This window comes from Acinetobacter sp. 789_lipA (genome assembly GCF_058242845.1).
Genome location: NZ_JBZAYS010000001.1, coordinates 39,698 through 65,654, shown reverse-complemented (window position 1 = coordinate 65,654; position 25,957 = coordinate 39,698). Strand labels below are relative to the sequence as shown.

Annotated in this window: 28 protein-coding genes; 22 read left to right on the top strand and 6 right to left on the bottom strand. The window is 42.9% G+C overall.

The annotated features are described in order from the left end of the window. The first annotated feature begins 8 nt into the window (after positions 1-8). The gene (locus tag AC4CUZ_RS00330) at positions 9-2,315 is read left to right on the top strand and encodes a RelA/SpoT family protein (protein WP_004979149.1); all 2,307 of its coding nucleotides are present in this window, start codon (positions 9-11) and stop codon (positions 2,313-2,315) included. 39 nt (positions 2,316-2,354) lie between these two features. On the opposite strand, the gene AC4CUZ_RS00325 is transcribed toward AC4CUZ_RS00330, so the two are convergent. Continuing rightward, complete coding sequence (locus AC4CUZ_RS00325; protein WP_078388728.1) at positions 2,355-3,122, bottom strand: SDR family oxidoreductase; 768 nt, start codon at positions 3,120-3,122, stop codon at positions 2,355-2,357. A 118-nt stretch (positions 3,123-3,240) separates the two neighbouring features. Here AC4CUZ_RS00325 and mazG point away from each other — a divergent pair, with 118 nt between their 5' ends. From mazG to yjgA, 9 genes are all read left to right on the top strand, one after another. Next, the gene (gene mazG / locus AC4CUZ_RS00320) at positions 3,241-4,002 is read left to right on the top strand and encodes a nucleoside triphosphate pyrophosphohydrolase (protein WP_114836791.1); all 762 of its coding nucleotides are present in this window, start codon (positions 3,241-3,243) and stop codon (positions 4,000-4,002) included. Between the two features lie 18 nt (positions 4,003-4,020). Then, positions 4,021-4,419: a ComEA family DNA-binding protein gene (locus tag AC4CUZ_RS00315; RefSeq protein ID WP_114836792.1), complete on the top strand. Its 399-nt coding sequence runs from the start codon at positions 4,021-4,023 to the stop codon at positions 4,417-4,419. Positions 4,420-4,556: 137 nt separating this feature from the next. Beyond that, complete coding sequence (gene pcnB, locus AC4CUZ_RS00310) at positions 4,557-6,026, top strand: polynucleotide adenylyltransferase PcnB (RefSeq protein WP_419380892.1); 1,470 nt, start codon at positions 4,557-4,559, stop codon at positions 6,024-6,026. Continuing rightward, positions 6,023-6,511 (top strand): 2-amino-4-hydroxy-6-hydroxymethyldihydropteridine diphosphokinase, encoded by a 489-nt coding sequence (gene folK, locus AC4CUZ_RS00305; RefSeq protein WP_419380891.1) that lies wholly within the window; start codon positions 6,023-6,025, stop codon positions 6,509-6,511. The genes pcnB and folK overlap by 4 nt, the downstream gene beginning before the upstream one ends. A gap of 36 nt (positions 6,512-6,547) precedes the next feature. Continuing rightward, on the top strand, positions 6,548-7,357 hold the full coding sequence (gene panB, locus AC4CUZ_RS00300) for a 3-methyl-2-oxobutanoate hydroxymethyltransferase (RefSeq protein ID WP_419380890.1): 810 nt from the start codon (positions 6,548-6,550) through the stop codon (positions 7,355-7,357). 3 nt (positions 7,358-7,360) lie between these two features. Continuing rightward, the gene (panC, locus tag AC4CUZ_RS00295; protein WP_004979164.1) at positions 7,361-8,203 is read left to right on the top strand and encodes a pantoate--beta-alanine ligase; all 843 of its coding nucleotides are present in this window, start codon (positions 7,361-7,363) and stop codon (positions 8,201-8,203) included. 26 nt (positions 8,204-8,229) lie between these two features. Continuing rightward, a complete protein-coding gene (gene rapZ, locus AC4CUZ_RS00290; protein ID WP_004692298.1) occupies positions 8,230-9,081 on the top strand; it encodes an RNase adapter RapZ in 852 nt (283 codons plus the stop codon). Next, the gene (locus AC4CUZ_RS00285) at positions 9,078-9,347 is read left to right on the top strand and encodes an HPr family phosphocarrier protein (RefSeq protein ID WP_010325935.1); all 270 of its coding nucleotides are present in this window, start codon (positions 9,078-9,080) and stop codon (positions 9,345-9,347) included. The genes rapZ and AC4CUZ_RS00285 overlap by 4 nt, the downstream gene beginning before the upstream one ends. 2 nt (positions 9,348-9,349) lie before the next feature. Beyond that, positions 9,350-9,883, top strand: coding sequence for a ribosome biogenesis factor YjgA (gene yjgA, locus AC4CUZ_RS00280; protein ID WP_004979168.1), 534 nt, complete (start codon positions 9,350-9,352; stop codon positions 9,881-9,883). Positions 9,884-9,960: 77 nt separating this feature from the next. On the opposite strand, the gene AC4CUZ_RS00275 is transcribed toward yjgA, so the two are convergent. After that, entirely contained in the window at positions 9,961-11,604 is a 1,644-nt protein-coding gene (locus AC4CUZ_RS00275) for an acyl-CoA synthetase (RefSeq protein WP_419380896.1), read from the bottom strand. A gap of 509 nt (positions 11,605-12,113) precedes the next feature. On the opposite strand from AC4CUZ_RS00275, the gene thrS reads away from it, so the two are divergent. Together thrS and infC are read left to right on the top strand one after the other, a co-directional pair. Then, positions 12,114-14,036: a threonine--tRNA ligase gene (thrS, locus tag AC4CUZ_RS00270; RefSeq protein WP_419282563.1), complete on the top strand. Its 1,923-nt coding sequence runs from the start codon at positions 12,114-12,116 to the stop codon at positions 14,034-14,036. A gap of 5 nt (positions 14,037-14,041) precedes the next feature. Next, the gene (infC, locus tag AC4CUZ_RS00265) at positions 14,042-14,593 is read left to right on the top strand and encodes a translation initiation factor IF-3 (RefSeq protein ID WP_078425166.1); all 552 of its coding nucleotides are present in this window, start codon (positions 14,042-14,044) and stop codon (positions 14,591-14,593) included. A gap of 60 nt (positions 14,594-14,653) precedes the next feature. On the opposite strand, the gene AC4CUZ_RS00260 is transcribed toward infC, so the two are convergent. Then, complete coding sequence (locus AC4CUZ_RS00260; protein ID WP_490747126.1) at positions 14,654-15,106, bottom strand: Hsp20 family protein; 453 nt, start codon at positions 15,104-15,106, stop codon at positions 14,654-14,656. Positions 15,107-15,430: 324 nt separating this feature from the next. Between AC4CUZ_RS00260 and AC4CUZ_RS00255 the strand changes: the two genes are divergently transcribed. The 3 genes from AC4CUZ_RS00255 to AC4CUZ_RS00245 all read left to right on the top strand — a co-directional run bounded on the left by AC4CUZ_RS00255 (position 15,431) and on the right by AC4CUZ_RS00245 (position 16,890). Next, positions 15,431-16,051, top strand: coding sequence for a glutathione binding-like protein (locus tag AC4CUZ_RS00255; protein WP_419380889.1), 621 nt, complete (start codon positions 15,431-15,433; stop codon positions 16,049-16,051). A 115-nt stretch (positions 16,052-16,166) separates the two neighbouring features. Next, entirely contained in the window at positions 16,167-16,460 is a 294-nt protein-coding gene (locus AC4CUZ_RS00250) for a hypothetical protein (RefSeq protein ID WP_419380888.1), read from the top strand. A gap of 1 nt (position 16,461) precedes the next feature. Beyond that, a complete protein-coding gene (locus AC4CUZ_RS00245) occupies positions 16,462-16,890 on the top strand; it encodes a YqaA family protein (RefSeq protein WP_114836797.1) in 429 nt (142 codons plus the stop codon). A 106-nt stretch (positions 16,891-16,996) separates the two neighbouring features. Here the strand turns inward: AC4CUZ_RS00245 and AC4CUZ_RS00240 are convergent, their stop codons facing one another. Together AC4CUZ_RS00240 and AC4CUZ_RS00235 are read right to left on the bottom strand one after the other, a co-directional pair. Beyond that, positions 16,997-17,728, bottom strand: coding sequence for an energy transducer TonB (locus AC4CUZ_RS00240; protein ID WP_114836798.1), 732 nt, complete (start codon positions 17,726-17,728; stop codon positions 16,997-16,999). A gap of 104 nt (positions 17,729-17,832) precedes the next feature. After that, positions 17,833-19,086 (bottom strand): MFS transporter, encoded by a 1,254-nt coding sequence (locus AC4CUZ_RS00235; protein WP_114836799.1) that lies wholly within the window; start codon positions 19,084-19,086, stop codon positions 17,833-17,835. A gap of 221 nt (positions 19,087-19,307) precedes the next feature. On the opposite strand from AC4CUZ_RS00235, the gene rpmI reads away from it, so the two are divergent. The 4 genes from rpmI to AC4CUZ_RS00215 all read left to right on the top strand — a co-directional run bounded on the left by rpmI (position 19,308) and on the right by AC4CUZ_RS00215 (position 20,919). Continuing rightward, on the top strand, positions 19,308-19,502 hold the full coding sequence (gene rpmI, locus AC4CUZ_RS00230; RefSeq protein WP_004278281.1) for a 50S ribosomal protein L35: 195 nt from the start codon (positions 19,308-19,310) through the stop codon (positions 19,500-19,502). Between the two features lie 11 nt (positions 19,503-19,513). Then, positions 19,514-19,873 carry a 50S ribosomal protein L20 gene (rplT, locus tag AC4CUZ_RS00225; RefSeq protein WP_004692276.1) on the top strand — a complete coding sequence of 120 codons (360 nt, stop codon included), beginning with the start codon at positions 19,514-19,516 and terminating at the stop codon, positions 19,871-19,873. Positions 19,874-20,025: 152 nt separating this feature from the next. Continuing rightward, positions 20,026-20,577: a P-loop NTPase family protein gene (locus AC4CUZ_RS00220; protein WP_114836800.1), complete on the top strand. Its 552-nt coding sequence runs from the start codon at positions 20,026-20,028 to the stop codon at positions 20,575-20,577. Positions 20,578-20,706: 129 nt separating this feature from the next. After that, positions 20,707-20,919, top strand: a complete 213-nt coding sequence (locus AC4CUZ_RS00215) for a KOW domain-containing RNA-binding protein (RefSeq protein WP_078388714.1) — start codon at positions 20,707-20,709, stop codon at positions 20,917-20,919. A 61-nt stretch (positions 20,920-20,980) separates the two neighbouring features. Here AC4CUZ_RS00215 and AC4CUZ_RS00210 read toward each other — a convergent pair whose 3' ends face one another. Beyond that, positions 20,981-21,997: a hypothetical protein gene (locus AC4CUZ_RS00210; protein WP_078388713.1), complete on the bottom strand. Its 1,017-nt coding sequence runs from the start codon at positions 21,995-21,997 to the stop codon at positions 20,981-20,983. A gap of 157 nt (positions 21,998-22,154) precedes the next feature. Here AC4CUZ_RS00210 and pheS point away from each other — a divergent pair, with 157 nt between their 5' ends. From pheS to AC4CUZ_RS00195, 3 genes are all read left to right on the top strand, one after another. After that, positions 22,155-23,135 carry a phenylalanine--tRNA ligase subunit alpha gene (gene pheS / locus AC4CUZ_RS00205; RefSeq protein ID WP_004979194.1) on the top strand — a complete coding sequence of 327 codons (981 nt, stop codon included), beginning with the start codon at positions 22,155-22,157 and terminating at the stop codon, positions 23,133-23,135. 137 nt (positions 23,136-23,272) lie between these two features. Beyond that, the gene (gene pheT / locus AC4CUZ_RS00200) at positions 23,273-25,654 is read left to right on the top strand and encodes a phenylalanine--tRNA ligase subunit beta (RefSeq protein ID WP_419380886.1); all 2,382 of its coding nucleotides are present in this window, start codon (positions 23,273-23,275) and stop codon (positions 25,652-25,654) included. Continuing rightward, entirely contained in the window at positions 25,651-25,947 is a 297-nt protein-coding gene (locus AC4CUZ_RS00195; protein ID WP_004649746.1) for an integration host factor subunit alpha, read from the top strand. The genes pheT and AC4CUZ_RS00195 overlap by 4 nt, the downstream gene beginning before the upstream one ends. Positions 25,948-25,957: the final 10 nt, after the last annotated feature.

The window sequence follows — 25,957 nt, the reverse complement described above, 5'->3', positions numbered from 1 at the left end:
AGAAGGGTATGGTCACAGTACGTGAGCAACTACCTGGGCGACTTAATGAGTTGTCTCAGGAGGCGACTGTAGAGCATGCCGAACAAGCTCAACATGATTTGGCTGAATGGTTAGATCGTGTTCGAAGCATATTAGATGATGCGAAGCTTGAGCAACTCGAAGAAGTTGCCAATTTGACTTTACAAAAAGAGTTAGAAACCACGGTTAATCATCGTTCCAATACCTTTTATACCGGTATTGAAATGGCGGATATTCTGGCCCATTTACATGTCGATGAAGACACCTTGGCTGCTGCGATGCTCTATCGTGGTGTACGCGAAGGCGTGATTCCATTGGCGGAAGTGCAAGAGCATTTTGGCGAACAAGTGCATGCACTGGTCAAAGGCACTTTGGCCATGGGTAAGTTGTCCGACCTCATTGAGCAGAATAAACGCCTCGAAGATCACTTTAATAACAATCAGCGCGAGCACTTAAACGGCATTTATAAAATGTTGATTTCAGTGACGGAAGACGTGCGCGTTGTACTGATCAAATTGGCTGAGCGAACTTATGCACTGCGTGAATTGGCGACTTCATCTAAAGAACGTCAAGAGCGTGTAGCACGAGAAATCTTAACCATTTACTCACCTCTGGCACACCGTTTAGGGATTGCGCAGTTAAAGTGGGAACTGGAAGATTTAGCCTTTCGCTATTTAGCACCCGATCGCTATAAAGAAATTGCGACGCTGCTGAATGAAAAGCGACTGGAGCGTGAGCAATATATTCAGTTTGTGATTGATACATTGCGTGCATCTTTGAATGAGCATGGTATTGAAGCTGAAATTAGTGGCAGGGTAAAACACATTTATTCGATTTATCGAAAAATGAAAAGTAAGAACCTGAGCTTCGATCAGCTCTATGACATTCGTGCCGTTCGAGTCTTGGTTAAAACCGTACCTGAGTGCTACCACTCGCTGGGGATTGTGCATCAAATTTGGCGGCATATACCGCATCAGTTTGATGACTATATTACCAATCCCAAAGCCAATGGTTACCGCTCACTGCATACGGCTGTGATTGCGGAAAACAAATCACTGGAAGTTCAGATTCGTACCAAGAGCATGCATGAAGAAGCAGAGCTTGGGGTGTGTTCGCACTTTAACTATAAAGAGGGCGGTAAGAATACTGATCGCTCTTTTAACCATCGTTTACATTCATTGCGTGCAGTACTTGAACACTATCAAGAGCGCAATGATGCGAATGTACATAAGTCTGATGAAGACTCTGAAAATTTTGAGCAAATTCAAGATTTTGAAGACTTTGAGAAGATTTATGTATTTAGCCGTGATGGAGATATTAAAGAGCTCCCACGTGGTTCGACCGTACTCGACTTTGCTTATCATGTGCACACTCAAGTCGGTAATAAGTGTTATGCCGCGCGGGTGAATCAGCGTTATGTTCCGCTGACTTATACCTTAAAAACGGGTGAGCAAGTTGAGATTTTAACCAAGAAAGACCGTGAGCCAAACCGTGATTGGTTGGTGAACTCTTTAGGTTATATCAAGACGGCACGTGCGCGTGACAAGCTGCGTCATTGGTTTAGACAACAAGACCGCAGCAAAAACTTGGAAGTGGGCCGTGACCTGCTCAACAAAGAACTTTCACGTTTGGCAATTCACCCAAAAAGTATTGATTTGAATGATTACTGCAATCATTTCAATGTCAAAGCGGGTGAAGATATTCTGATTGCACTGGTCAATGGTGACATTAGTCTGCATGCCTTGATCAATCAGGTGAACCGCCATATGCATTTGGATCAGGACGAACCTGAACTGGTGCTGAAGCCGACGTTGAATCCACGTGCTAGTCATACCTTGTCAGCGCATGGCATTCTGATTGATGGTTTAGATAACGTTGAGCTGCATGTGGCGCAGTGTTGTCAGCCTGTGCATGGTGAGTCAATTGCGGGTTATATCACCTTGAACCGTGGGGTGAGCATCCATAAAGTGGCGTGTCCTGACTACTTACGCATGATTCAAAATGAACCTGAACGTGCAGTAGAAGCCGACTGGGAAATGCAGCCAACGCGTGGTCAGAGTGTGCAAATTGTGGTGGAAGCTTATGATCGCCGTGGTTTGCTCAAAGATTTGACTCAAGTGATTTTCTCCGATCAAATCAATATTCGTCAGGTTAATACCATCTCTGAAGCAGACGGTATTGCCAATATGAAATTGTTGATTGAAGTGAAAGGTTTATCGCAACTATCAAAACTGTTGGCACGATTGGAGCAACAACCAGGCATCATTAGTGCGCGTCGTTTGGTGCAAGGTAACTAAGCGAATTGAAAAGAAAGAGCCTGCAATTGCAGGCTCTTTTTATTTGGAAAGGTACAAGTTGGTCAGGCGATTGAGAAATTGGGGGCTGATTTTACTCAGTTGAAATAAAAGCTTGGCTCTGGCACCCACGGCTTGATGCGTTGCAGTGAGTGTCGTATCTTTTGCAACAGCACGTTGGAAAACGTGTTGCGCTACATCTTCTGCAGTTAAGTGTACCCCCATGTTTTGAATACTCTTCGCTTGCATATCTTGCACCATGGCAGTTTGTACAAATAGAGGCATCACATCCAACACGCGAATGCCATATTTCTGCCATTCGGTATCTAAGCCTTCGGTGATGCCGCGTACCGCAAACTTACTGGCAGAGTACGAGACCAAATCAGCTTGACCATAGATGGCTGAAGCCGATGAAAGGTTGATGATACGAGCAAAATTCGCTTGTTTGAGGTAGGGTAATGCAGCGTGGCAGCCATTCAGTACACCATTGACATTGATCGACATGGTTTTGTGATGTGCGCTGATCTCTGTGTGTTCAAAAGGCCCTGAGAATAGAATTCCTGCATTATTGACCAAGATATTGAGCTCGCCTGCCCATGTGACAAACTCGGCTAAAGCAGTTTGCCAGTCTTGATAGTTGGAAACATCGAGCTGCCCTGCTTTGGCATTCGGGCCGAGGCTGGCTGCCAGCTGTTGGGCTTGAGCGCTATTGATGTCATAAATTCCCACTTTGTACTGATGTGCATAAAATAAGCGGGCGATCGCTGCACCAATACCTTGGGCTGCACCGCTAATCAAAATACTGCGCATTGAAACTGCTCCTTGTTGCTCTTTTTCTTGATGTTATTGTTGTGATTGGATTGAGCATAACAAATGAATGCCGTCATAATGTAATTTTTATCAATATGATTTTTGAAGAGAGATAAACATGGAACAATTGCTGAACGTGATGCGTGAATTACGTGAAAAGTGTCCATGGGATCAACAGCAAACCCCAGAAAGTTTAACCCGCTATGCTATTGAAGAGGCTTATGAAGTTGAAGCCGCTGTGCGTTCAGGTAAAGCTGATGAGGTACGCGATGAGTTGGGGGATTTACTGTTACAGGTGGTGTTCCAGTCACAGATGTATGCCGAGCAAGGGGCTTTTAATTTTCAAGATGTGGTTCATGCCATCACAGAAAAACTGATTCGTCGTCATCCCCATGTCTTTCAAGCACAGCAGTTTTCAGCTTTGTCTGCCGAAGATGTAGGCGAGCTTTGGAAGCAAATTAAACAACAGGAAAAGCAGGGTAAGGCACAGTCACGATTAGACAGCATCAAACATGGTCCAGCCTTACAACAAGCGGAACAGATTCAAAAAAATGCAGCACAAATCGGTTTTGACTTTCCTGATGTAGCAGGCGCTTATACCAAGCTTGAAGAAGAATTAGCTGAATTGAAACATGCGGTTCAACAGCAAAATTCCGATGAAATAGCAGATGAATTTGGCGATTGTTTATTTTCAATGATCAATGTTGGGCGTAAACTGGGCGTCTCAAGCGAAATGTCGCTTTTGAGTACGATTCATAAATTTCGTACTCGTTTTGCTTTCATTGAAGATCAAGCTTTGCAACAACAAAAAAAGATTGAGCAGATGTCCTTAGAAGAAATGGATCAACTGTGGGAGCAAGCCAAATTACAACTGAAATAATAAAAATGGTGGCTTGAATTGATAAAAATAAAAGTAAGTTTGTTGATCATTGCGTTGTTATTACTGAGTCTACTGGCTTGGGTACCCAGTAGTTATGCACAGTCTTTTGATCAGAACTACCTGAACTGGAAAGCAGAGCAGCAGGCGTGGGATGATCGTATTCAAGCGCCAAAGAGCGTGAAACGTGCTGTGTCTCCTGTTCAGGCTCAACCTGTGTTGAGCGCAAATAAAATTAGTTTAAATCAAGCCAGTGTCGATCAATTACAGCAGCTTCAGGGTGTGGGTTTAAAAAAGGCACAGGCAATTGTGGCCTATCGCCAGAAACAAGGGCCATTTAAGACCATAGATGAACTACAACAGGTGCGCGGGATTGGACCGGCAATTTTTGCAAAAAATAAAACTCGTTTGGGCTTGTGAAAAAAGCGGTGTCATTTATTGGTGAATTGATCAGAATCCTGCTTTGCTTTCGATAATCAAATTGCCCTTTGATTGTGTTAGATATATGATTAGCGTCATCTTAGAATTTTACGTTTAGGCGTAGGAGACAGCGGCTTTTGCAAACTTTGCGCGCGTCAAAATGTGGTTTATCAACCGCTCAATTACCTTCTTACATTTTAGATGTGATCGATGCATTAACTAAGGCAGGCTATGAAGCGTATATCGTCGGTGGCGGTGTCCGCGACATGATGCTTGGCCTAAATCCCAAAGATTTTGATGCAGTGACCAATGCAACACCGTCACAGGTAAAAGAAGTTTTCGGACGACGTTGCCGTATTATCGGGCGCCGTTTTGAGCTGGCTCATGTCTATTCAGGTCGTGAGTTGGTTGAAGTTGCAACTTTCCGTGCACCGCCGAAGAAAGAAGTCACCTCTGCACAAGGCATGATTTTGCGTGATAACAATTGGGGTACGATTGAGCAAGACTTTGCCCGCCGCGACTTTTCAATTAATGCGATGTACTATCAGCCACGTAAGGGCGTTGTCTTAGATTTCTGTCATGCTGTGGATGACATTAAAGATAAAACCTTACGTCTACTGGGCGATGCACAAACACGTTTTGAAGAAGATCCTGTGCGAATGCTGCGGACTTTACGTTTTGCTGCAAAATTAGGTTTCTCAATTGATCAGCAAATTCTTGACGTTTTTACCTTGGAAATGACGCAGTTACTGCGTGATGTTTCGCCGCACCGTTTGTATGATGAATCTCAGAAGTTGTTCACGATGGGACATTTAAATCGTGTGTTGCCAATGTTGATCGATTTCGGCATTTGGAAGCAGTTATTTGCAGATATCCAACCGAATATCACCCCATTTATTGAACGTGCCGCTAAAAATACCGATCAGCGTATTCAAGTGGGCAAAACCATCAACCCAGCATTTTTCTATGCGGTGTTGTTATGGCAGCCGTTCTTAGAGCGTTGTGAGTTTTATAGCAGTAAAGGTATGGTTGCGGCTGAAGCTCGTGCACAAGCGGGACTTGATGTATTAAAACGCCAAGCCACGCGTACTATTATTCCGCGCTTTGCCGAAACCTTCATTCGTGAAGTGTGGGAAATGCAAACTCGACTACTCAACCCGAAAGCACAGCAAATTCAAGCCTTATCTAGCCATGCACGTTTCCGTGCAGGCTTTGACTTCTTGTTGCTTCGCGAAAAATCCGGTGATGAGGGTACGCTCGGCATGGGACAGTGGTGGGATGCCTATCAGTTGATGAGCACCGATGAAAAAGAACGTGCCATCAGCCAATATAACCGCCAACGTGCAAAATCACGTCGCAGTGGTAAAGCAAGTGCTGAAGAAGCGGCGATTGCCAAAACGGTAAGTCATGAAATTGAGCCTTTGGTGCAAGAGCAAGAATCACGCAGTCGCCGTGCACGTAAACCGAAGCAACACGCTGAAGCCCGTACCCAGACTGGTAAGGGAACAGGTCACAGCTCAACCGAGATTGGCGCAGATCACCCAATTTTAAAACGTAAACGTGTTCAGCGTGATTTAAGCAGCGTGATTTTTGGACCGACACAATGAGCATCGTCACGTATATTGGTCTAGGTAGCAACTTAGGCGACTCTAAAGTGATTTTGACTGAAGCGGTGCACAAGTTGGCTAGTCTTGGCGATGTGAAGATCTCCAAGCTGTATCAAAGCCCACCGATGGGGCCGCAAGACCAACCCAATTATTTAAATGCCGTGGTGCAACTCAGCACAAACTTGGCACCGTTGGCCTTGCTGGATGAATTGCAACGTTTTGAACAAGAGTCGGGACGTGTACGTTTACGCCATTGGGGTGAACGTACTTTAGATTTAGATTTACTGATCTATGCAGAAGAGAAAATTCAGCATGAACGCTTAACTGTGCCACATGTCGGTGTGATGGAGCGTGATTTTGTGTTGATTCCATTGCTGGATTTAGACCCAGATTTACACATTGATGGTATTGCGTTGAAACAGTTGCCTGTTGTACAACAACCCACGTTGAGCGTGCTGGATGCAGGCAATTGGGCAGAGATTTAATTTAGCCGAGCTAAAGATGTTGAAAGGAATAGTTTGATGATTAGTTTAAATGACTTAAGAAAATTTAAAGCAGAAGGTCGCAAATTTTCCTGCCTGACTTGCTATGATGCAAGTATGGCAAAGGCAATGGAACTTGCTGAAATTGATACCATTTTAATTGGCGATTCGCTCGGTATGGCCATTCAAGGTCGTGATTCCACTTTGCCTGTTACAGTTGAAGATATGGCTTACCATACCGCAGCTGTACGCCGTGGTAACCAGCATGCCTTGATCATGACTGACTTACCGTTTATGAGCTATGCCACCTTAAATGATGCTTTGCAAAGCTCAAAAGTAGTGATGCAAGCGGGCGCGCAAATGGTCAAAGTCGAAGGTGGAGCATGGCTGGCTGAAACGGTTCAGGTTTTGACACGGACCGGTATTCCTGTATGTGTACATTTAGGTTTAACCCCACAGTCTGTACATGTGTTTGGTGGCTATAAATTACAAGCACGTACACGTGAAGCGGCAGACCAACTGATTGCGGACTGCCAAGCGGTGGTTGATGCGGGCGCTGCGGTGCTGTTATTAGAGTGTGTACCTGCGCAGCTCGGCAAAGAAATTAGTGAGTTGTTCCCACATGTACCTGTCATTGGCATTGGCGCAGGTGTGGATACCGATGGTCAAGTCTTGGTGGTACAAGACATGCTTGGACTGACTTTTGGTCGTGTTGCAAAATTTGTGCGTAACTTTATGAAAGAACAAGCAGGGGAAACGGCAATTTTGGATGCGTTCAAGGCATACCATGCAGCGGTGCTAGATAGCTCATTCCCTGCAAAAGAACAAACATTCCAAGTCGAGCTGTAAAACATGAAAACTGAAACCACGATCCAAGGCCTATCAGCATCATTGAACCCTGCGCGAACGGCTCGAAAAAGTATTGGTTTCGTCCCGACCATGGGCAACTTGCATCAGGGGCATTTGAACCTTGTACGCGAAGCGAAAAAACTCTGTGATGTGGTTGTAGTCAGCATTTTTGTGAATCCGATTCAATTTGGACCCAATGAGGATTTTGACAGTTACCCACGCACCTTGGAACAAGATCAGCGCTTGTTGGCCGAGGTTGGTTGTGACATCGTGTTTGCACCATCGGTTGAGCAAATGTATGGCAACAGTCCACGTTTGACCAATATTACTGTTTCAGATATCACCAATGATTTGTGTGGTCTACAACGCCCAGGTCATTTTGATGGTGTCGCTGTTGTGGTGACGAAACTGTTCAATATTGTGCAACCTAATTTTGCTTTCTTTGGTGAAAAAGACTATCAACAGTTGGCTGTGATTCGTCAGTTTGTTCGTGATTTGAATATGCCGCTTGAAGTGATGGGTGTGGCAATTGCACGTGCAGAAGATGGTTTGGCTTTAAGTTCACGTAATGGTTATTTAAGCGAAGAAAACCGTCAAAAAGCACCGACCATTTATCAAAGTTTAAAAGCTGCAGAACAGTCGCTACAAACTGGTACCGCTTTAGCTGATGTGTTAGCAAATATAAAGGCGACATTGACACAGGCTGGTTTTGTTGTGGATTATGTGGAAGCACGCACACCTGCATTGCAGAAATTGGATGCGTTTGACCAAGATGTGGTGCTTTTTGTTGCGGCAAAACTCGGGGCAACTCGTTTAATTGATAACTTGAAAGTGAAACATATTTAGTCAAGCTCACCTCTCAAAGGATTAAGATGAAGCGCATTTTAATTGTTACAGGACAGTCTGGTTCGGGTAAATCCTCTGCATTACAAGTATTGGAAGACCTCGGTTATTACTGTATTGATAATTTGCCTTTGGCCTTACTCCCAGAGATTGTGGCTAAACTGGATCGGGAAAATAACCTTGAGCAATTGGCGCTTGGTGTGGATGTACGCAGTACACGTGCAGATTTGCAAGAATTCGATTTGGTGTTTGAACAATTGCAAAGGCATGGTACGGTCGATATTATTTATTTGACCACACGTGACCAAGAGCTGATTGCGCGCTTTAGTGCTTCACGTCGTCCACATCCGTTGGCGACACGCTTTCAAAGTTTGAATCAGTGCATTCAAGAAGAGAAAACCCTTTTATTGCCGATTAATTTGCGCTCAACTGTGCATATTGATACCACCGATAAAAGTGTGCATGATTTAAAGCATACCTTGCTGTCAAAATTGGGGCAGTCAGATAACCTGATTTTGATTTTGCAGTCTTTTGGCTTTAAACACGGTATTCCGTTGGATGCTGACTATGTGTTTGATGTTCGACATTTACCCAATCCCCATTGGGATTTAGAACTGAGGAAGTATTCAGGACTAGATGCTCCTGTGCAAAAATTTTTGGAACAAAGTGAGCAAACGCACGAAATGTTCCAAGATATTTATAAGTTTTTAGATAAATGGTTACCAGCTTTTGCTGAAGGGCATCGTCACTATATGACCGTGTCAATTGGTTGTACGGGTGGGCAGCATCGCTCTGTATATATTGTGGATAGACTAAAAAAAGCCCTTGAGGCAAAATGGTCTATTCAGGTCCTCCATCGAGAAATGAAGCACTGGGCATGATTGACACAACTGTTGACGTAATTAATAAACTAGGGTTACATGCGCGTGCATCTGGCAAGCTCATTGAAGTGACCACCAAATTCCGTTCTTCAATTCAAATTGGAAAAGGAGACAAATTGGTGGATGCCAAAAATATTATGTCCCTCCTGATGCTAGGCGCAGGAAAGGGCACCACTTTACGCTTGGTGCTTGAAGGCGCAGATGAAGAACAAGCTTTATCTGAGATTCAGGCACTATTTGCAGCAAAATTTTACGAGGCAGATTAATCGTGGCACGTCGACCGCATAGTTTTACTGAAGAAGACTTTGAATCTTTAGAAGGACGTGCAAGTAAAACTGAACAGAAAAAAGCCGTACAACGTATGGCATCTTTGGGTTCTCAACTTGCAGAGTTGAACACTAAACAAATTCAAAACTTACCTGTTGAAGAGCGTTTGATTGAAGCCCTTTTGGATGTGAAACTAATTACATCAAATGAAGCTCGTCGTCGCCAATTTTTACGCATTGGGAAGTTGTTGCGTAATGAAGATGAAACGGTGATTTTGTCTTATTTGACACCGCAACAAGGCGCGAAAAAAACTGCTCAATTACAGCGTTGGGTTGATCGTATGATCAAAGATGGTGATGTGGTCATTAATGAGTTTTCCAAAACTTATAATGCCGCGGAACGTCATACCATTCGTCAGCATGTATTGCGTATTCACCGTGATATCAAACAGCAGGCTGATGAAGAACAACTTAAAGCTTCACGTTTGAAGTTGTTTAACTACATCCAGCAAGTGGCTTTAATTTCAGATAATTAAGTCATTTAGACATAAAAAAAGCGACCTTAACGGTCGCTTTTTTTTGAGAATATTTGCTTGTATAGACTGCTGAATGTTTAGCTAAACTCGCCCGTTGCACGCTCTTTGGCCCAATCGCGTAGAACAAATTTCTGTAACTTGCCTGTCGACGTTTTTGGAATTTCTGTAATCACTACATCTTTCGGTACTTTAAAACGTGCCAGATGTTGCTTACAGAATTCAATGATTTCCTCAGGTGTGATTTCTTTACCTGCTTTGAGCTCAATAAATGCACAGGGCACTTCTTGCCAGCGAGGATCGGGTTTCGCGACCACCGCAGCCGTTAAAATAGCAGGATGTTGATAGAGGATTTCTTCAACTTCTAGTGATGAGATATTTTCACCTCCAGAAATAATGACATCTTTAGAGCGGTCAGTAATTTTGGCATAGCCATCGGGTTGGCAGACTGCAAGATCGCCTGTATGAAACCAACCACCTGCAAAGGCTTCTGCGGTCGCTTCAGGGTTTTTGAGATAACCTTTCATCACAATGTTGCCACGGAACATAATTTCGCCCATGGTCTGACCGTCATGCGGTACAGGTTGCATGGTATCTGGATCAAGGACTTTCATGCCATCTTGCAGTGGGTACGGTACACCTTGGCGTGAGTGCAGTTGCGCTTGTTCTTGAATCGATAAGTCTGACCAACCTGCTTGAGAGGCACAAAGCGCAGAAGGACCATAGGTTTCAGTGAGACCGTAGACATGGGTGACATTGATGCCAATATGACGCATGCCCTCAATAATTGCAGCAGGCGGTGCAGCACCTGCCACCATCACTTCAACGCGATGCTCAAAGTGAACCCGTTGCTCTTCAGGGGTATTGATCAGCATTGATAACACAATCGGCGCACCGCAGAAATAATCGACTTTGTGTTCAGCGATGAGTTTAAAAATGAGTTCAGGGTCAATTTTACGTAAACAAATGTTGGTGCCACCATTGGCTGCCATAGTCCATGCAAAGCACCAACCGTTGCAGTGAAACAGGGGGAGGGTCCACAAGTAGGTCGCACGTGGTGTCATGCCGCAAGCAATGATGTTACTGGCTGCATTGATATAAGCGCCACGGTGGTGATAAACCACGCCTTTTGGGTTGCCTGTGGTGCCAGAGGTGTAGTTAAGGCTAATGGCATCCCATTCATCTTGAGGTAAATGCCATTCAAAGTTGTCATCGCCTTCGGTTAACCAGTCTTCATACTCGATTTGCCCAATCGGGGCTGCAAAACAGTTTTCGTACTCAGCATCATCTACATCAATCACGAAAATATCGCGTCCGACCAAAGCCAAGGCTTCTTGTGCAACCGATGCAAACTCTGGATCCACCAATAAGACTTTGGTTTCTGCATGATCAAGCATAAATGCGATGGTTTTGGCATCTAAGCGCGTGTTCAATGTGTTGAGGACAGCACCTGCCATTGGGACTGCAAAATGTGCTTCGATCATTGCAGGGACATTGGGCAGCAAAACAGAGACAGTATCGTTTTTTGTGATTCCCAGTTTTTGTAATTGTGAGGCAAATTGGCAGCAGCGAAGGTAAGTTTCACGCCATGAAATATGGCGGTGCCCATGAATGATGGCATCTTGATGAGGGTAAATATAAGCAGCTCGTTCTAAATAACGCAGCGGTGACAAAGCCACAAAGTTTGCGGGGGTTCTTGGTAACTCATCATAAGCACTCACCATGTTGATCACTCCAGATTCAGTATTATTTTTCCATTGATTAAAAGATATGCATTTTTCAGCCATCTTGCATTTATGCTTTAGTCGAGTTGCTCTTTTTAGATGAATTTATTGAATTTTTTTTGTTTAGTTTATCTAAACTGAATCTATGGATTCTGTGCGATATAAACCCTTTTAGTTAGATTTTAGCCTGCTTTTTAAGCAAAATGTGTATGCTTGTGTTGCTGTATTGTTCAATAAAAAGTGACCGATAGAGTCATTATAAAATGTAGCGATAAGGATTGCGGCACATCAATTCCCTCATTTTAGTGATGCTGTGGGACTGGCAAATAAATTCAAAATGCGCTGAAACGTGAATTTTATAGGGGAAAAGGTTTAATCCTGTGGATAACACGTGTAAAATTCGACTGATTTTATTTATCCACCGTTTTTATCTTTTGAGGTTTTACCTCGATCATAATCTCGCGGTGATATGCTCCATGGTACGGGGCATCACTCCTTAAGGATTTTTTATGCCAATTATCACTTTGCCAAATGGCGATCAAAAACAATTTGATCAAGCTGTATCTGTGATGGACGTTGCACTGAGCATCGGTCCGGGTCTTGCGAAAAATACAGTTGCAGGAAAAGTCGATGGTCGTTTAGTCGATGCATCTGACTTGATTACCACGGATGCCAGCCTTCAAATTATTACGCCTAAAGACGAAGAAGGTGTCGAAATCATTCGTCACTCTTGCGCTCACTTGGTGGGACATGCGGTTAAGCAATTGTTCCCTGAAGCGAAAATGGTGATTGGTCCTGTCATTGAAGATGGCTTCTATTACGATATTTTTAGCGCAAAGCCATTTACGCCAGAAGACATGGTAGCCATTGAAGAGCGCATGAAAAAGCTCATCGATCAAGACTATGATGTCATCAAAAAAATGACACCACGTGATGAGGTGATTGCAGAATTCACAGCGCGTGGTGAAGATTATAAATTACGCTTGATTGCAGACATGCCTGAAGAAACAGAAATGGGCTTGTACTACCATCAAGATTATTTGGATATGTGCCGTGGTCCACACGTGCCAAATACTAAATTTTTAAAAGCATTCAAGTTGACTAAAATGTCAGGCGCTTACTGGCGTGGCGATGCGAAGAATGAACAGTTACAACGTATTTATGGTACAGCGTGGGCAGACAAAAAACAGCTTGCAGCGTATATCAAACGTATTGAAGAAGCTGAAAAGCGTGACCACCGTAAAATTGGTAAAGCTTTAGACCTGTTCCATATGCAAGAAGAAGCACCAGGTATGGTGTTCTGGCATCCAAACGGTTGGACCATTTATCAAGTGCTTGAACAATACATGCGCAAAGTACAACAAGATAATGGTTACCTTGAAATTCGTACCCCGCAAGTGGTTGATTTCACGCTTTGGGAAAAATCAGGCCATGCTGCAAACTATGCAGATGGTATGTTTACGACGCATTCAGAAAGCCGTAACTATGCAATTAAACCGATGAACTGTCCTTGTCATGTACAAGTGTTCAACCAAGGTTTAAAATCATACCGTGATTTGCCAATTCGTTTGGCTGAGTTCGGTTCGTGTCACCGTAACGAACCATCAGGTTCACTGCACGGCATTATGCGCGTGCGTGGCTTTACCCAAGATGATGCACACATTTTCTGTACCAAAGAACAAATTGGTCAAGAAGTGGCTGACTTCATTCAACTGACTTTAGATGTATATAAAGACTTTGGTTTCGAAGAAGTACAAATGAAGTTGTCTACACGTCCAGAAAAACGTGTGGGTGATGATGCACTTTGGGATATGGCTGAAAAATCTTTGGCAGATGCTTTGGATGCTGCAGGCTTGGAATGGGAGTTGCAACCGGGCGAAGGCGCGTTCTACGGCCCGAAAATTGAATTCTCACTGAAAGACTGCTTAGGTCGTGTGTGGCAATGTGGTACAATCCAGTGTGACTTTAATTTGCCTGAACGTTTAGAGGCATCTTATGTCACTGAAGACAATGATCGTGATCAGCCTGTAATGTTGCACCGAGCAATTCTTGGTAGCTTTGAACGATTTATTGGTATACTTATTGAGCACTATGCAGGCTTTATGCCACCATGGTTAGCGCCAGTGCAAGCTTGTGTCATGAATATTACTGACTCACAAGCTGCTGCAAGTGAACAGGTCGTCGCAAAACTTAAAGAAAACGGTCTCCGTGCGATTTCAGACTTGAGAAATGAGAAAATCGGCTTTAAGATTCGTGAACGTACATTAGAGCGTATTCCTTACTTACTGGTACTTGGGGATCGTGAGGTAGAGGAAGGTACAGTGAACGTGCGTACCCGCTCAGGAACAAATTTGGGTACTATGTCAATCGACGCTTTCGTTGACCTAGTAAAAGCAGCCGTTGCCGAACGCGGCCGGTACATTGTGGAGTAACAGCGATTAAACAGCCTGACCGTAATCAACAGGGCGGTAACAAATCAAACCGTCCTGCTTTGAATGATGAAATTCGTGCGAAAGAAGTCCGTCTTGTAGACGAAAATGGTGAGCAAAAAGGTATTGTTAGCTTGGCAGAAGCATTACGCGCTGCTGAAAGTGTTGAGCTTGATCTTGTTGAGATCGTAGCAAACGCTGAACCGCCTGTTTGTAAAATCATGGACTTCAACAAGCATTTGTTTGATCTAAAGCAAAAGCAGAAAGAAGCGAAGAAAAAACAGCATCAAGTACAGGTGAAAGAAATCAAACTCCGCCCGGGTACTGATGTTGGTGATTACAACGTAAAACTACGTGCAATTACTAAGTTCCTTGAAGAAGGCAACAAAGTAAAAATTACTCTTCGTTTCCGTGGTCGTGAAATGGCGCACCAACAGCTTGGTTTGGCTCAACTTCAAAAAGTTGAAGCAGATGTGGCTGACTTGGGCGTAGTTGAACAAGCACCGAAAATGGAAGGTCGTCAAATGGGTATGTTGCTTGGTCCTAAAAAGAAAAAGTAATGATCCATTGATCTTAAAAAAAGCACTGCCTATGCAGTGCTTTTTTTATTTTGTTGATTACTATGCCGAAGTGTTTTCAGTTGTTAATTTCTTTTGTCCGATTGGAATTCGGCATGGCGCTTTTTCTTCTGGAACAATCCGTCGTAGCTGGATGGTGAGTAAACCATTTTCATAATTGGCCTCTTGTACTTCAATGTGTTCATCTAAACGTAAAGATAATTTAAATGAGCGCTGTGTGATGCCTTTATGCAAGAACTCAGCATGATTGTCTTTGGTCTGATCAGCATGTTTACCTGAAATATTAAGTACCTGATTTTCTAAGTCAATCGCGAGCTCATCTTGGTTAAAACCAGTCGCAGCTACGACAATGCGGTAGTGATCATCACCGACTTTTTCAATATTGTACGCAGGATAATGTGGTGCTTCACTGAGCATTGCATGATCAAACAAATCGTTTAAACGGTCAAAACCGATACTACGACGGAATAATGGCATTAAGCTTAAATTACTCATTGATAAAACCTCCACTATTAGGAAAAGTGATATAAATAAGCAACCTATGCGACTCGATTAGCATGGTTGTCACAGCAATAATCGGTGTGGATGTTTGCTGTACTTTTAATATTTGGATGCTCTATGAAATTTCAAGATTAAAAAATAAGATTTTTTTTAAAATTCTCTTTGGTTGATAATTATTCTATTTATATGAAGCTAGTCTTGCATATTTTAAGATTTCAATTTCAGTTTAACCTAATGTTTCTAGGCTGGAATCATGTTATAAACAGTATCAAACCTCGACAATATGAACTAAAACGAGAAAAGTAACAGGATAACCACATGATCGATTTGTACTATTGGGGAACACCCAACGGACATAAAATTAGCATCGCATTAGAAGAGATGGGTTTGGAGTATCAAGTCTTTCCCATCAATATTTTAGAAAATGATCAGTTCCAACCCGACTTTCTACGCATTTCACCCAACAATAAAATCCCTGCGATTGTGGATCAAGATGGTCCCAAAGGTGAAGCCATTTCTGTGTTTGAGTCAGGGGCGATTTTGCAGTATTTAGGGCGTAAAACAGGGCAGTTTTATCCAAGCGATGAACAGTCTCGTGTTGAGGTTGAGCAGTGGTTAATGTGGCAAATGGGTGGCTTCGGTCCAATGCTTGGACAGAACCATCACTTTAGTAAATTTGCTCCCGAACGTATTGCGTATGCAACTGAACGCTATGTCAATGAAACTAAGCGCTTGTATGCTGTACTAGACAAGCAGCTTTTTGGTCAAAACTATGTGGCTGGTGAGTATTCGATAGCGGATATGGCAATTTTCCCATGGATTTTGCGTTATGAATGGCAACAAGTTGACATAAATGACTATCCAAATGTGAAGGCTTATATGGAGCGTATTCAAGCGCGTCCTGCAGTTCAGCGTGCGTTGGCGCTTCAAGTGAATTAGTTACAGAAGCGCTGACTTGAACTGTGTTAAGCTTAGCACCTTCAAGGTATAAGCCATTCTTTAAAGCCACCGATGGGTGGCTTTTTTGTTGAAAGGTTGTTTGGACATCAGTGTAATGAAAAAAGAGTTTTTTCTCAATTTAACCCGTATTATTGAAGCGAATCCTAAAATCTATCTCAGTATTATTGTGGGGGTTGCGGGATGTTTGGTGCTATTTGTAGCTGAAGCGGTACACATTCAAAAAATCATTGAACTGCTGAATACCAAAGATCAGGCGGTACTTCGAGCCGCAATTGAACCGATTGCTGATAAGTATTCATGGTCGCGTTGGTCTTTGTTGATTCTGGCATTGATCTGGTCAGGTTTTGCCTATAGCTCAACCAAGAAAAAGCTGGGTTTAAAATCATAAAATGATGTGGGCCTTAGGACTACTTTTCCTTTCTGCTTTTGGAGCAGCGACACTGCTGCCGTTACAGTCAGAAGCAGTCTTGGTGGGATTGTTGGCTCAGATGCAGTACCCAGTGTGGTTATTGGTAGCTGTCGCCAGTCTAGGCAATATTCTAGGTAGCTGTGTGAATTGGTGGCTCGGCTTGAAAGTTGAACAATACAAAAATAAAAAATGGTTTCCCGTCTCAGAGCAAAAGATGTTGCAGGCGCAGGGTATTTATCAAAAATATGGTTTTTGGTCTTTATTGCTCAGTTGGATTCCCATCATTGGTGATCCGATTACCCTCATTGCAGGATTACTCAAAGAAAACTTTGTTCGTTTTGTCGTGATGGTGAGTATTGCGAAAATCGGACGCTATCTTTTTGTGTATTGGATGTTTAGTCAGTTCTAATTATTTTCAGAGACCAACTAGCCACATGCTTATATGTGCTGAATGGGTTTAAAGTTTATCTAGAGAGATGACACGAGTGAGTAAAAACTCGTGTCATGCTAAATTCTTAACGACAAGCATTTAGATCGAATTCAATCGCATCTTTAAATTTAGACTTTTTATAGAGCCACAGTGTACTTGCCGTGCGTTTAACACTGACTTTGCTGTTTGCAACGGCTTGTAAAACTTGTTGATCAAGCTCGTAAATACCTGAACCTTTGATAATTTTAGGCTTCTTGATGTTGCCGTGTTTATCGGCTTTAAAGCTAAATTTAATTTGACGGTCATGACCATTCAACTGCGTTGAATCTAGCGCAAGCGTAGGTTGAGCCTGATATTGAAAAGGCACTTTTTGCTGCTGTTGTTGCGCACGCCAGTTCTTTGAGTCAAAGCTATAGTTACATGCTTCGACATCATCTGGAGTTAAGTTTAAATTAAAAACTTGATAACCAATGACAGCTAAAGCGGTGTCGTCTTCTATAAACGGTTTTACTTTGGCTTGAAGCACAGCATTCACCAATTTTTCATCCAAAGCTTTGAGCCCAGTACTTTCCTGTACGGTGGCTTTGGTTACATCACCTGTTTCATCTGCATACACACGAATAATTGCTGCACGGTTTTGTTGATTTAAATCACTATTTTTATATTGGGGTTTGGGAAAATCTACCCATTGAATACGCGTGGTCAAATGCGCCGATTGAGCTGAACTTTTTTGAATGGTGAGTTCTAATGGTGGCTGAGCTGCATGACTGAGATGAAAAGGCAGTGTCGATAATGCGAGCAAGAAGAGTGGTTTCATATGATCGATTTCTTTTATAACGCATCCAGTGCGCATGACTTAAATAATTGTTGCGAGTATTTCCTGAATTAGAAAGACTCGCAAGTTATATTGTTAAATTAAAACTATTTTTGCTCGACTTGGGTGATGTCTACACCAAATAAGTCTTTGGTTTTAGCCCAACTGAGTGCGACCACCAAGAGCGTCATGCTGCTGCCAAAAACCGTTGCAATCACAGGGCCTAAATATTTTGCTGCAAGACCTGACTCAAATGCCCCCAGTTCATTGCTACTCGACACAAACATGCCATTTACCGCTGCAACACGGCCTCGCATATTCTCAGGAGGGTAAATTTGTAAAATAGTCTGACGAATTACCACTGAAATACTGTCACATGCGCCCGTCATAGCAAGAGCAAATAAAGATAGCCAGAGATAGTTTGAGTATGCGAACAATAAGGTGAATAGGCCAAAACCTGCAACAGCAAGCAGCATATTGCGCCATGCATGTCGGGTGGGTGGAAAACGTGTCAGCGCAATCATGGTGATGAGTGCACCAATCGAAGGTGCTGCCCGTAAATAGCCCAATCCTTCAGGCCCAATTTTCAAAATATCTTCAGCAAAGATCGGGAGCAAAGCAATCACACCACCAAACAGTACCGAGACTAAGTCGAGTGAGATGGCCCAGAGGACAATTTTAGTTTTAGCAATAAAGCGAAAACCTTCACCTAAACTTTGTAGTACACGTTCCGTTTCTATTTTAGGAAAAGTGCGTTTGCTTAAAAGATTGACGAGTAAGAAACATAGGCTGAGCAGTACCGCTACACTGATTAAACTGGTTTCACGGCCTAAAAATGCCAGCATAAATCCACCGAGCATCGGGCCAATAATCACACCGCTTTGCCAACCGATGGTGGTCCATGTAGCACCATTGGCATAAATTTCCCGAGGAATTAAAAAAGGTTTGAGTGATGTTGCAGATGGGTTATAGAACCCCCGAATTGTTCCTAGGCCAAAGATCACGGCATAAACACCCCATGACAGGGTGGAGAGTTCAATTTGCTTTAAGCCATAAGCATGAAATAAACCCCATAAAACCAAGGGCAGTGGAATGGCAAAGAATAAGCAGATTTTCATGATGGTTTGCTTATTAAAGCGATCTGCAAAATAACCGCCCCATAAGGAGAGCGCAATAAAGGGGATTGCTTCTGCCAGACCAATCAAGCCTAGAGTGAGTGGGTCTTTGGTGATTTTATACAAAGAATACGCCACAATAATTTCCTGAATTAAAATGGCAAGCGTCAGGCAAAATTGATTGAGTGTAACAAGAGAAAAGTCTCGGTATCGGAGTGCGGCAAAAGCATCCTGTGTAGCGTTCATAAGGGAACCGTATGGAATGGATGAGGCATTATACGACTTGGACTAAACCACGGTTATAAATTCATCGCTTAAAGCTTATCGGGAAATAAACTAAGCTTGCTTTTATTGTTGATTATTTGCTTTTGTTTTAGACAAAGTTCGATTAGAATATTCGCTCCCTTACCTGCAGGTCGTTTTGCAATGGTGCAAACGTTCCGAACAGGTGTTCAAAAGAGGTTGTTATGCCTAAGATGAAAACTCGCCGTGGTGCAGCTAAGCGTTTTAAAGCTACTGCTAACGGTTTCAAGCGTAAACAAGCGTTCAAACGCCACATTTTGACCAAAAAATCTGCTAAGCGTATTCGTCAATTACGCGGCTGTGTAATGGTTCACGTGAGTGACGTTGCTTCAGTTCGTCGTATGTGCCCATACATCTAAGGAGATTATAAATGGCTCGTGTAAAACGTGGTGTACAGGCTCATCGCCGTCATAAAAAAATTCTTGCTCGTGCTAAAGGTTACTACGGCGCTCGTTCACGCGTATATCGCGTAGCGTTCCAAGCAGTAATCAAAGCGGGTCAATACGCTTACCGTGACCGTCGTCAGAAAAAACGTCAATTCCGTGCTCTATGGATTGCGCGTATTAATGCTGGTGCTCGTCTAAATGGTTTATCGTACAGCCGTATGATCGCTGGCTTGAAAAAAGCTCAAGTGATTATCGACCGTCGCGTACTTGCTGACATCGCTATGCATGACGCAGTCGCATTTGCTGCTTTAGCTTCTAAAGCTAAAGATGCATTAGCTGCATAAGTCTTTAAGACTTAAAGAAAGACCGCTTTTTAGCGGTCTTTTTTATGGCCGATTATTTTTTGAATCAAATTTTTTATGGGTCAAAGGTGAGACTGTGATACAACCATAATTACATATGATAAGAAAGACCGCATCAGCGTTAGGCCAGTACAATGAAAAGAATCAATGTCGTAGGAACTTCTGCTACAGGAAAATCTACATTTTCCAGAGCTTTGGCCGAAAAGTTAGATTTGCATTATATTGAGTTGGATAATTTGTTTTGGTTAGACGACTGGCAAGAATGTCCCGATGAGGTGTTCTTTGCCAAGATTGAGTCGGAAGTACAAAAGGCGACACAGGGCTATGTGATCGATGGTAACTATACCCGCGCCATTCCTGTGAAATGGGCGGAAATTGATACTGTCATTTGGTTGGACTTACCGTTTCCAGTCAATCTTTACCGTTCTGTGAAGCGTGCGGTTCAGCGGGCATGGGCGCAACAGGATTTATGGGAAAACTCGAATAATCGGGAAAGCTTGCTACGGATGTTTGGTCGGGACTCGATTATTTGGTGGATGATCAAAACACATGCTAAAAACCGACAGAAATACTTAAAAATGATGCAGATGCCTGAATATCAACATATACAGTGGATTCATTTAAAGACACCAAAACAGGTGAGTCGTTTTTTAGACCAGTTGGCTGTTGAAAAGCATAACGTTTAAATAAAAAAATATCAGTGCATACTCAGCGATCAAGATGAATTGTTAAGCTTTAGTTACATAAATCTGCTTTAATCTCAAAGGTGGTCGATGCCTAATAAATAAAAAGATTAAAAAGAAAAGGAGCAGGATATGCTTGCAGAAATTACTGGGATGGGACAGGGAAGTATTACGGTGGAATTAGAAATGATTCCCAGAAAAGGCGAGTCAGTTAAAATTATGTATGGACCTGATGCGGAGCTAGAAGGCGAGGTGGTTTCAGTTAATCATTATATTAATCAACATGCCAATCAGCATAAGGTACAAATCAAGATTCGGCCCTTCAATCTTCTAATTACTGCCTAAAGAAATTGAATCCATAAAAAAGCGCTCATTGAGAGGAGCGCTTAGATATCTCGGTAATAACTTATAAGCCAAAATAATAGCCAACTAGGCAGATCAAAATCGTAATCACGATTAAAGCAAACACCCCAGTTTTCCCCGATTTATGGTGTATTTCATGAGGCTTGCTCTCTATCGCACTTAATTTAGGTGTTGGATGATTACGTGCATCCAGTGGTGTAGTTGTGTCTTTGGGTGTGAGCTGCGCGGTTTGATAGTGATTGGCCACTTTTACGATAAATTTGGTACTTAAATCATCAATCTTTTGCTCAAAATGACGTAAGTTCAATTGCTCATCTGGCGTGAGTACTTGGCCTTCTGCATTATAAGGATGTTGAATCTTAGTCTGGATCAATGCTGATAGTGTATCTAAACGATACAGCGTTTGGTGTGCATAATCAGCAGCGTAATCTGTTGGTAAAAGAGCGAGACGGTGGACTGCATCTGTGGCATCTTGTTGCCCATAGTAAGGTAAGTTTGCCGTCTCTGGCTCTACTAAATCTTGTGCAAATGGCGCACTAAATAGTTCTTGTTCGGTAAAGTTCTCGATTTCATCCCATTTCGGCGTTTGTAAATCCGCTTCAATGCGTTTGCTGAGTTTGTGATTCAGTTCAAAACGCCATAAATTTTCGCTACGGATTGAGCTTTGTTGTGCCTTTGGAACTATAAAATCATGTTCAGCGCTGTACCACTCAGCCAGTTCTTTACCAAAAATCCAAGCAGTTTTTTGCTGTGCTTGATGGCTCACAATAATATGTGGTGTAGCGAGGAGTTCAATATTTGAGTTGGGGTTCTTTTCATCTGCTAGCAATGTTGAGCTATGCAGACTGAGCTGTTTGACCCCTTGTTTTTTTAAGGCTTCAAGCCATACCTGAAAATGCTGAGCCAGTAAATGTTGGCTATTTAGGTCACGGAACTGAAAGCAATGTCGGTCAAAAATGGCATGTTCTAACCAACGTTGGAAACTTAGGTTGTGGCGTAAATATTCATTGCCATAAGTCACTAAAGTAAGTTGTTGTTGCCAAATAGGATCAAGCGACATCGTTTGTTGTTCTCTTCTGTGATGGCCCTATCTTAACCTGATTATAAAACCATGTACTAAACAAATTTTCCTGATCGTAGAGCTTCATCAACGTGCTTAAAAACTGATAGAATATGGGGTTTTATTAATTTTATAAATTGTTGCTTTGAGAGTTACTATGTCACTGGAAGCCCTGACCACTGAAGCGCTTGCTGCGATTGCAGCAGCAGAGGACCTTGCTACACTCGATCAAGTACGAGTGCAGTTTACGGGTAAGAAAAGCCAGCTCGCTGAGCAATCAAAAGCTTTAGGTAAAATGGACCCTGAAGAGCGTAAAAATTTTGGTGCGCAAATTCATGCAGTCCGCGAAGCGATTACCGGTGCTTTAACTGAACGCCAAACACAATTACAACAAGCGGCGTTGGCGCAAAAACTTGCAAGTGAAACGGTGGATATTACTTTACCGGGTCGTGGTCAAACGATTGGTAGTATTCACCCCGTTACTCAAGTACAAGAGCGTATTTGTCAGTTCTTTACCAAAGCGGGCTTTGTGATTGAAACTGGGCCAGAAGTTGAAGATGACTACCACAATTTTGAAGCTTTAAATATTCCAGGGCATCACCCTGCGCGTGCAATGCACGATACATTCTATTTCGATGCGACACATTTGTTACGTACCCATACTTCTGGTGTGCAGATTCGTACCATGGAAACCCAGCAACCCCCGATTCGTATTGTATGTCCAGGTCGTGTATACCGCTGTGACTCTGACCAAACGCATTCGCCAATGTTTCATCAAATTGAAGGTCTGTATGTCGCTGAAAATACCAGCTTTGCAGAACTGAAAGGTTTGTTGGTTAATCTGTTAAACGAATTCTTTGAAAAGGATTTAAAAGTGCGTTTCCGTCCATCTTATTTCCCATTCACAGAGCCAAGTGCTGAAGTGGATATTATGGATGAGCGTGGTAAATGGTTAGAAGTGCTTGGTTGTGGCATGGTACATCCAAATGTCTTGCAGGCAGCAGGGATTGATCCTGAAAAATACAAAGGCTTTGCTTTCGGTCTGGGTGTGGAACGTTTTGCGATGCTTCGTTATGGCATCAATGACTTACGTATGTTCTACCAAAACGATGTGCGTTTCTTACGCCAATTTGCTTAATAGTTTAAACAGTTATTTTAGAATTATTGAAATCCCCCTAAATCCCCCTTTATAAAGGGGGACTGGTCTACCTAAAACGGTGGTGTGTTTTCCTCTCTTTAAAAGAGGGGTTAGGGGAGATTAAGGACATTGAATTTATGAAAATTAGCGAAAATTGGTTGCGTACATGGGTTAACCCAGCCGTTGATAGCAATACTTTATCTGATCAACTGACCATGTTGGGTTTAGAGGTTGATGATTTATCACCTGCGGCAAAACCGTTCACTGGCGTGGTTGTTGGTGAAGTGTTGACGGTAGAACAACATCCTGATGCAGACCGTTTACGTGTGACCACGGTGAATATTGGTTCAGGGGAACCTTTACAAATTGTTTGTGGTGCACCGAATGTTCGGGTTGGTATGAAAGCCCCTGTGGCAACCATTGGTGCTGTGCTTCCAGGCGATTTCAAAATCAAGAAAGGCAAACTTCGTGGCATTGAATCACAAGGTATGCTATGTGGTGCGTCTGAAATTGATCTAGAAGATAAAATTGATGGTCTTTTAGAGTTAGCCGTTGATGCACCCGTAGGTGCGGATATTCGTGAATATTTAAATTTAGATGATCATGTGATTGATATCAGCATCACGCCAAACCGTGGTGACTGTTTCAGTATTCGTGGTATTGCCCGTGAAATTGGGGTGATTAACCAACTGACTGTGACTGCACCTGAAATTAATGCCGTTGCTGCGAGCATTGCTGATGAGAAAAAAGTTGTGGTGAGCACTGAAGGCTGCCCACGCTATTTAGGTCGTGTAATTAAAAATGTGAATACCAAAGCAGCAACCCCAGAGTGGATGGAACGCGCTTTGGTTCGCTCAGGGATTCGTCAGCACAGTATTTTGGTTGATATTACTAACTATGTACTGATGGAGTTGGGTCAACCGCTACATGCTTTTGATGCGGCAAAAATTCAAGGTTCAGTTCAAGTTCGTCAAGCGAATATGGCGGAGAAATTGGTTTTACTGAATGAACAAGAAGTTGAGCTCAATGAAAAAGTCATGGTGATTGCGGATGATGGAAAAGCATTAGCGATTGCAGGCATCATGGGTGGCTTGTCTTCATCTGTTACCGATGAAACCCAAGACATTTTCTTAGAGTCTGCATTCTTTGCTCCATTAGCCATTGCAGGCCGTGCCCGTAGCTTTGGCTTACATACTGATGCATCACAGCGTTATGAGCGTGGCGTGGATTTTGAACTCCCAATGCTCGCGATGCACCGCGCATCACAATTGATTGCAGAATTGGCGGGTGGTGAGTTCGGTCCGATTACGACTGCGGAACAAGCGGCTGTTTTACCGAAGCGTGAAGCGATTGAGCTAGAACAAGTACAAGTGGATCAATTGCTCGGTTATCGCGTAGATGCTGCATTTATTGCGGATGCTTTAACCCGTTTAGGTTGTGCTGTGACGGTTAAAGCAGAAGGTCAGTGGTCTGTGGTGCCGCCTTCACACCGTTATGATATGGCAATCTACCAAGACCTGATTGAAGAAGTTGCGCGTATTCATGGTTATGACAATATTCAAATCAGTTTGCCAAAAATTGAAGCGCAATTGGCGCAATATCAAGACCAATTTGAAATGGCTCAGCTTCGTCAAACCCTCGTGACTTTGGGTTATCAAGAAGCGATTAGCTTTAGCTTTGCAGACTTAAAGCTTGAGAAGCAACTCAATGCGGCTGTGAATCCTTTGGCTTTGGCTAACCCAATTTCAAGCGATTTAGCGGTGATGCGTTCAACACTGCTCTCTAGTTTGATTCCTTGTGTGCAATACAACGTAAACCGCCAACAAAGTCGTGTACGTTTCTTTGAACTAGGCTTACGCTTTGACTATCAAGACGCTGAATCTATTCATGATTTGAAACAAATTCCTACCCTTGCAGTGATTGCAACAGGTGCAAAAACTTCAGAAACTTGGCATGCTAAACCTCAAGCTATGGATTTCTTTGATTTCAAAGGTGAAATTGAAGAAGTATTGGCAGCAGGTCGTGTGCAAGTAGACTATGTTCGTTCTGAGCGTAGCTGGTTGCATCCAGGACAGTCTGCTGAGGTTTTAGTCGATGGTCAATCTATTGGTTACTTTGGTCGATTACATCCATCTTTAGAAGATGCATTGGATTTGAGCACAACTTGGGTGGCTGAACTTGATCAATCGGCTGTTTTGCAAACTTATGTATCTAATTTTACAGAATTATCACGTTTTCCGTCGGTTAGACGTGATATTGCGCTTTTAATTAGTGATAAGATAAATGTAAGTGAAATTCAGCAACTTATCGAAAAAACAGGTGGTGAGCTTTTAGACTCGACTTGGTTATTCGATGTGTACACTGGGCAAGGTGTTGAAGACGGTAAGCGCTCATTGGCATTTGCACTTCTTTGGCAACATCCATCACGTACGCTCGAAGATGCTGAAATTAAATCCGGTATGGATCATATTTTACAAGTGTTGGAAAACACTTATCAGGCGACATTGAGGGCTTCATGACAGCATTAACAAAAGCGGAAATGGCTGACCATTTAAGTGAGCTCACGAGTTTAAACCGTCGTGAAGCTAAGCAAATGGTCGAGTTGTTCTTTGACGAGATTAGCCAAGCGCTAATCTCTGGTGAGCAAGTTAAACTTTCTGGTTTCGGTAACTTTGAGTTGCGTGATAAACGTCAACGTCCAGGTCGTAACCCGAAAACGGGTGAAGAAATTCCGATTTCTGCACGCCGTGTAGTGACCTTCCGCGCAGGGCAGAAATTCCGCCAGCGTGTGGGAAATGAGCAGATCGATTGATCTGCTTTTT

Excerpts from the sequence above, each read along its gene's own strand:
- AC4CUZ_RS00330 (WP_004979149.1), top strand. The coding sequence starts at position 9 with ATGGTCACAGTACGTGAGCAACTACCTGGGCGACTTAATGAGTTGTCT.
- AC4CUZ_RS00325 (WP_078388728.1), bottom strand. The coding sequence starts at position 3,122 with ATGCGCAGTATTTTGATTAGCGGTGCAGCCCAAGGTATTGGTGCAGCG.
- mazG (WP_114836791.1), top strand. The coding sequence starts at position 3,241 with ATGGAACAATTGCTGAACGTGATGCGTGAATTACGTGAAAAGTGTCCA.
- folK (WP_419380891.1), top strand. The coding sequence starts at position 6,023 with ATGAGCATCGTCACGTATATTGGTCTAGGTAGCAACTTAGGCGACTCT.
- panB (WP_419380890.1), top strand. The coding sequence starts at position 6,548 with ATGATTAGTTTAAATGACTTAAGAAAATTTAAAGCAGAAGGTCGCAAA.
- panC (WP_004979164.1), top strand. The coding sequence starts at position 7,361 with ATGAAAACTGAAACCACGATCCAAGGCCTATCAGCATCATTGAACCCT.
- rapZ (WP_004692298.1), top strand. The coding sequence starts at position 8,230 with ATGAAGCGCATTTTAATTGTTACAGGACAGTCTGGTTCGGGTAAATCC.
- AC4CUZ_RS00285 (WP_010325935.1), top strand. The coding sequence starts at position 9,078 with ATGATTGACACAACTGTTGACGTAATTAATAAACTAGGGTTACATGCG.
- AC4CUZ_RS00275 (WP_419380896.1), bottom strand. The coding sequence starts at position 11,604 with ATGGTGAGTGCTTATGATGAGTTACCAAGAACCCCCGCAAACTTTGTG.
- thrS (WP_419282563.1), top strand. The coding sequence starts at position 12,114 with ATGCCAATTATCACTTTGCCAAATGGCGATCAAAAACAATTTGATCAA.
- AC4CUZ_RS00260 (WP_490747126.1), bottom strand. The coding sequence starts at position 15,106 with ATGAGTAATTTAAGCTTAATGCCATTATTCCGTCGTAGTATCGGTTTT.
- AC4CUZ_RS00255 (WP_419380889.1), top strand. The coding sequence starts at position 15,431 with ATGATCGATTTGTACTATTGGGGAACACCCAACGGACATAAAATTAGC.
- AC4CUZ_RS00250 (WP_419380888.1), top strand. The coding sequence starts at position 16,167 with ATGAAAAAAGAGTTTTTTCTCAATTTAACCCGTATTATTGAAGCGAAT.
- AC4CUZ_RS00245 (WP_114836797.1), top strand. The coding sequence starts at position 16,462 with ATGATGTGGGCCTTAGGACTACTTTTCCTTTCTGCTTTTGGAGCAGCG.
- AC4CUZ_RS00240 (WP_114836798.1), bottom strand. The coding sequence starts at position 17,728 with ATGAAACCACTCTTCTTGCTCGCATTATCGACACTGCCTTTTCATCTC.
- AC4CUZ_RS00235 (WP_114836799.1), bottom strand. The coding sequence starts at position 19,086 with ATGAACGCTACACAGGATGCTTTTGCCGCACTCCGATACCGAGACTTT.
- rpmI (WP_004278281.1), top strand. The coding sequence starts at position 19,308 with ATGCCTAAGATGAAAACTCGCCGTGGTGCAGCTAAGCGTTTTAAAGCT.
- rplT (WP_004692276.1), top strand. The coding sequence starts at position 19,514 with ATGGCTCGTGTAAAACGTGGTGTACAGGCTCATCGCCGTCATAAAAAA.
- AC4CUZ_RS00220 (WP_114836800.1), top strand. The coding sequence starts at position 20,026 with ATGAAAAGAATCAATGTCGTAGGAACTTCTGCTACAGGAAAATCTACA.
- AC4CUZ_RS00215 (WP_078388714.1), top strand. The coding sequence starts at position 20,707 with ATGCTTGCAGAAATTACTGGGATGGGACAGGGAAGTATTACGGTGGAA.
- AC4CUZ_RS00210 (WP_078388713.1), bottom strand. The coding sequence starts at position 21,997 with ATGTCGCTTGATCCTATTTGGCAACAACAACTTACTTTAGTGACTTAT.
- pheS (WP_004979194.1), top strand. The coding sequence starts at position 22,155 with ATGTCACTGGAAGCCCTGACCACTGAAGCGCTTGCTGCGATTGCAGCA.
- pheT (WP_419380886.1), top strand. The coding sequence starts at position 23,273 with ATGAAAATTAGCGAAAATTGGTTGCGTACATGGGTTAACCCAGCCGTT.
- AC4CUZ_RS00195 (WP_004649746.1), top strand. The coding sequence starts at position 25,651 with ATGACAGCATTAACAAAAGCGGAAATGGCTGACCATTTAAGTGAGCTC.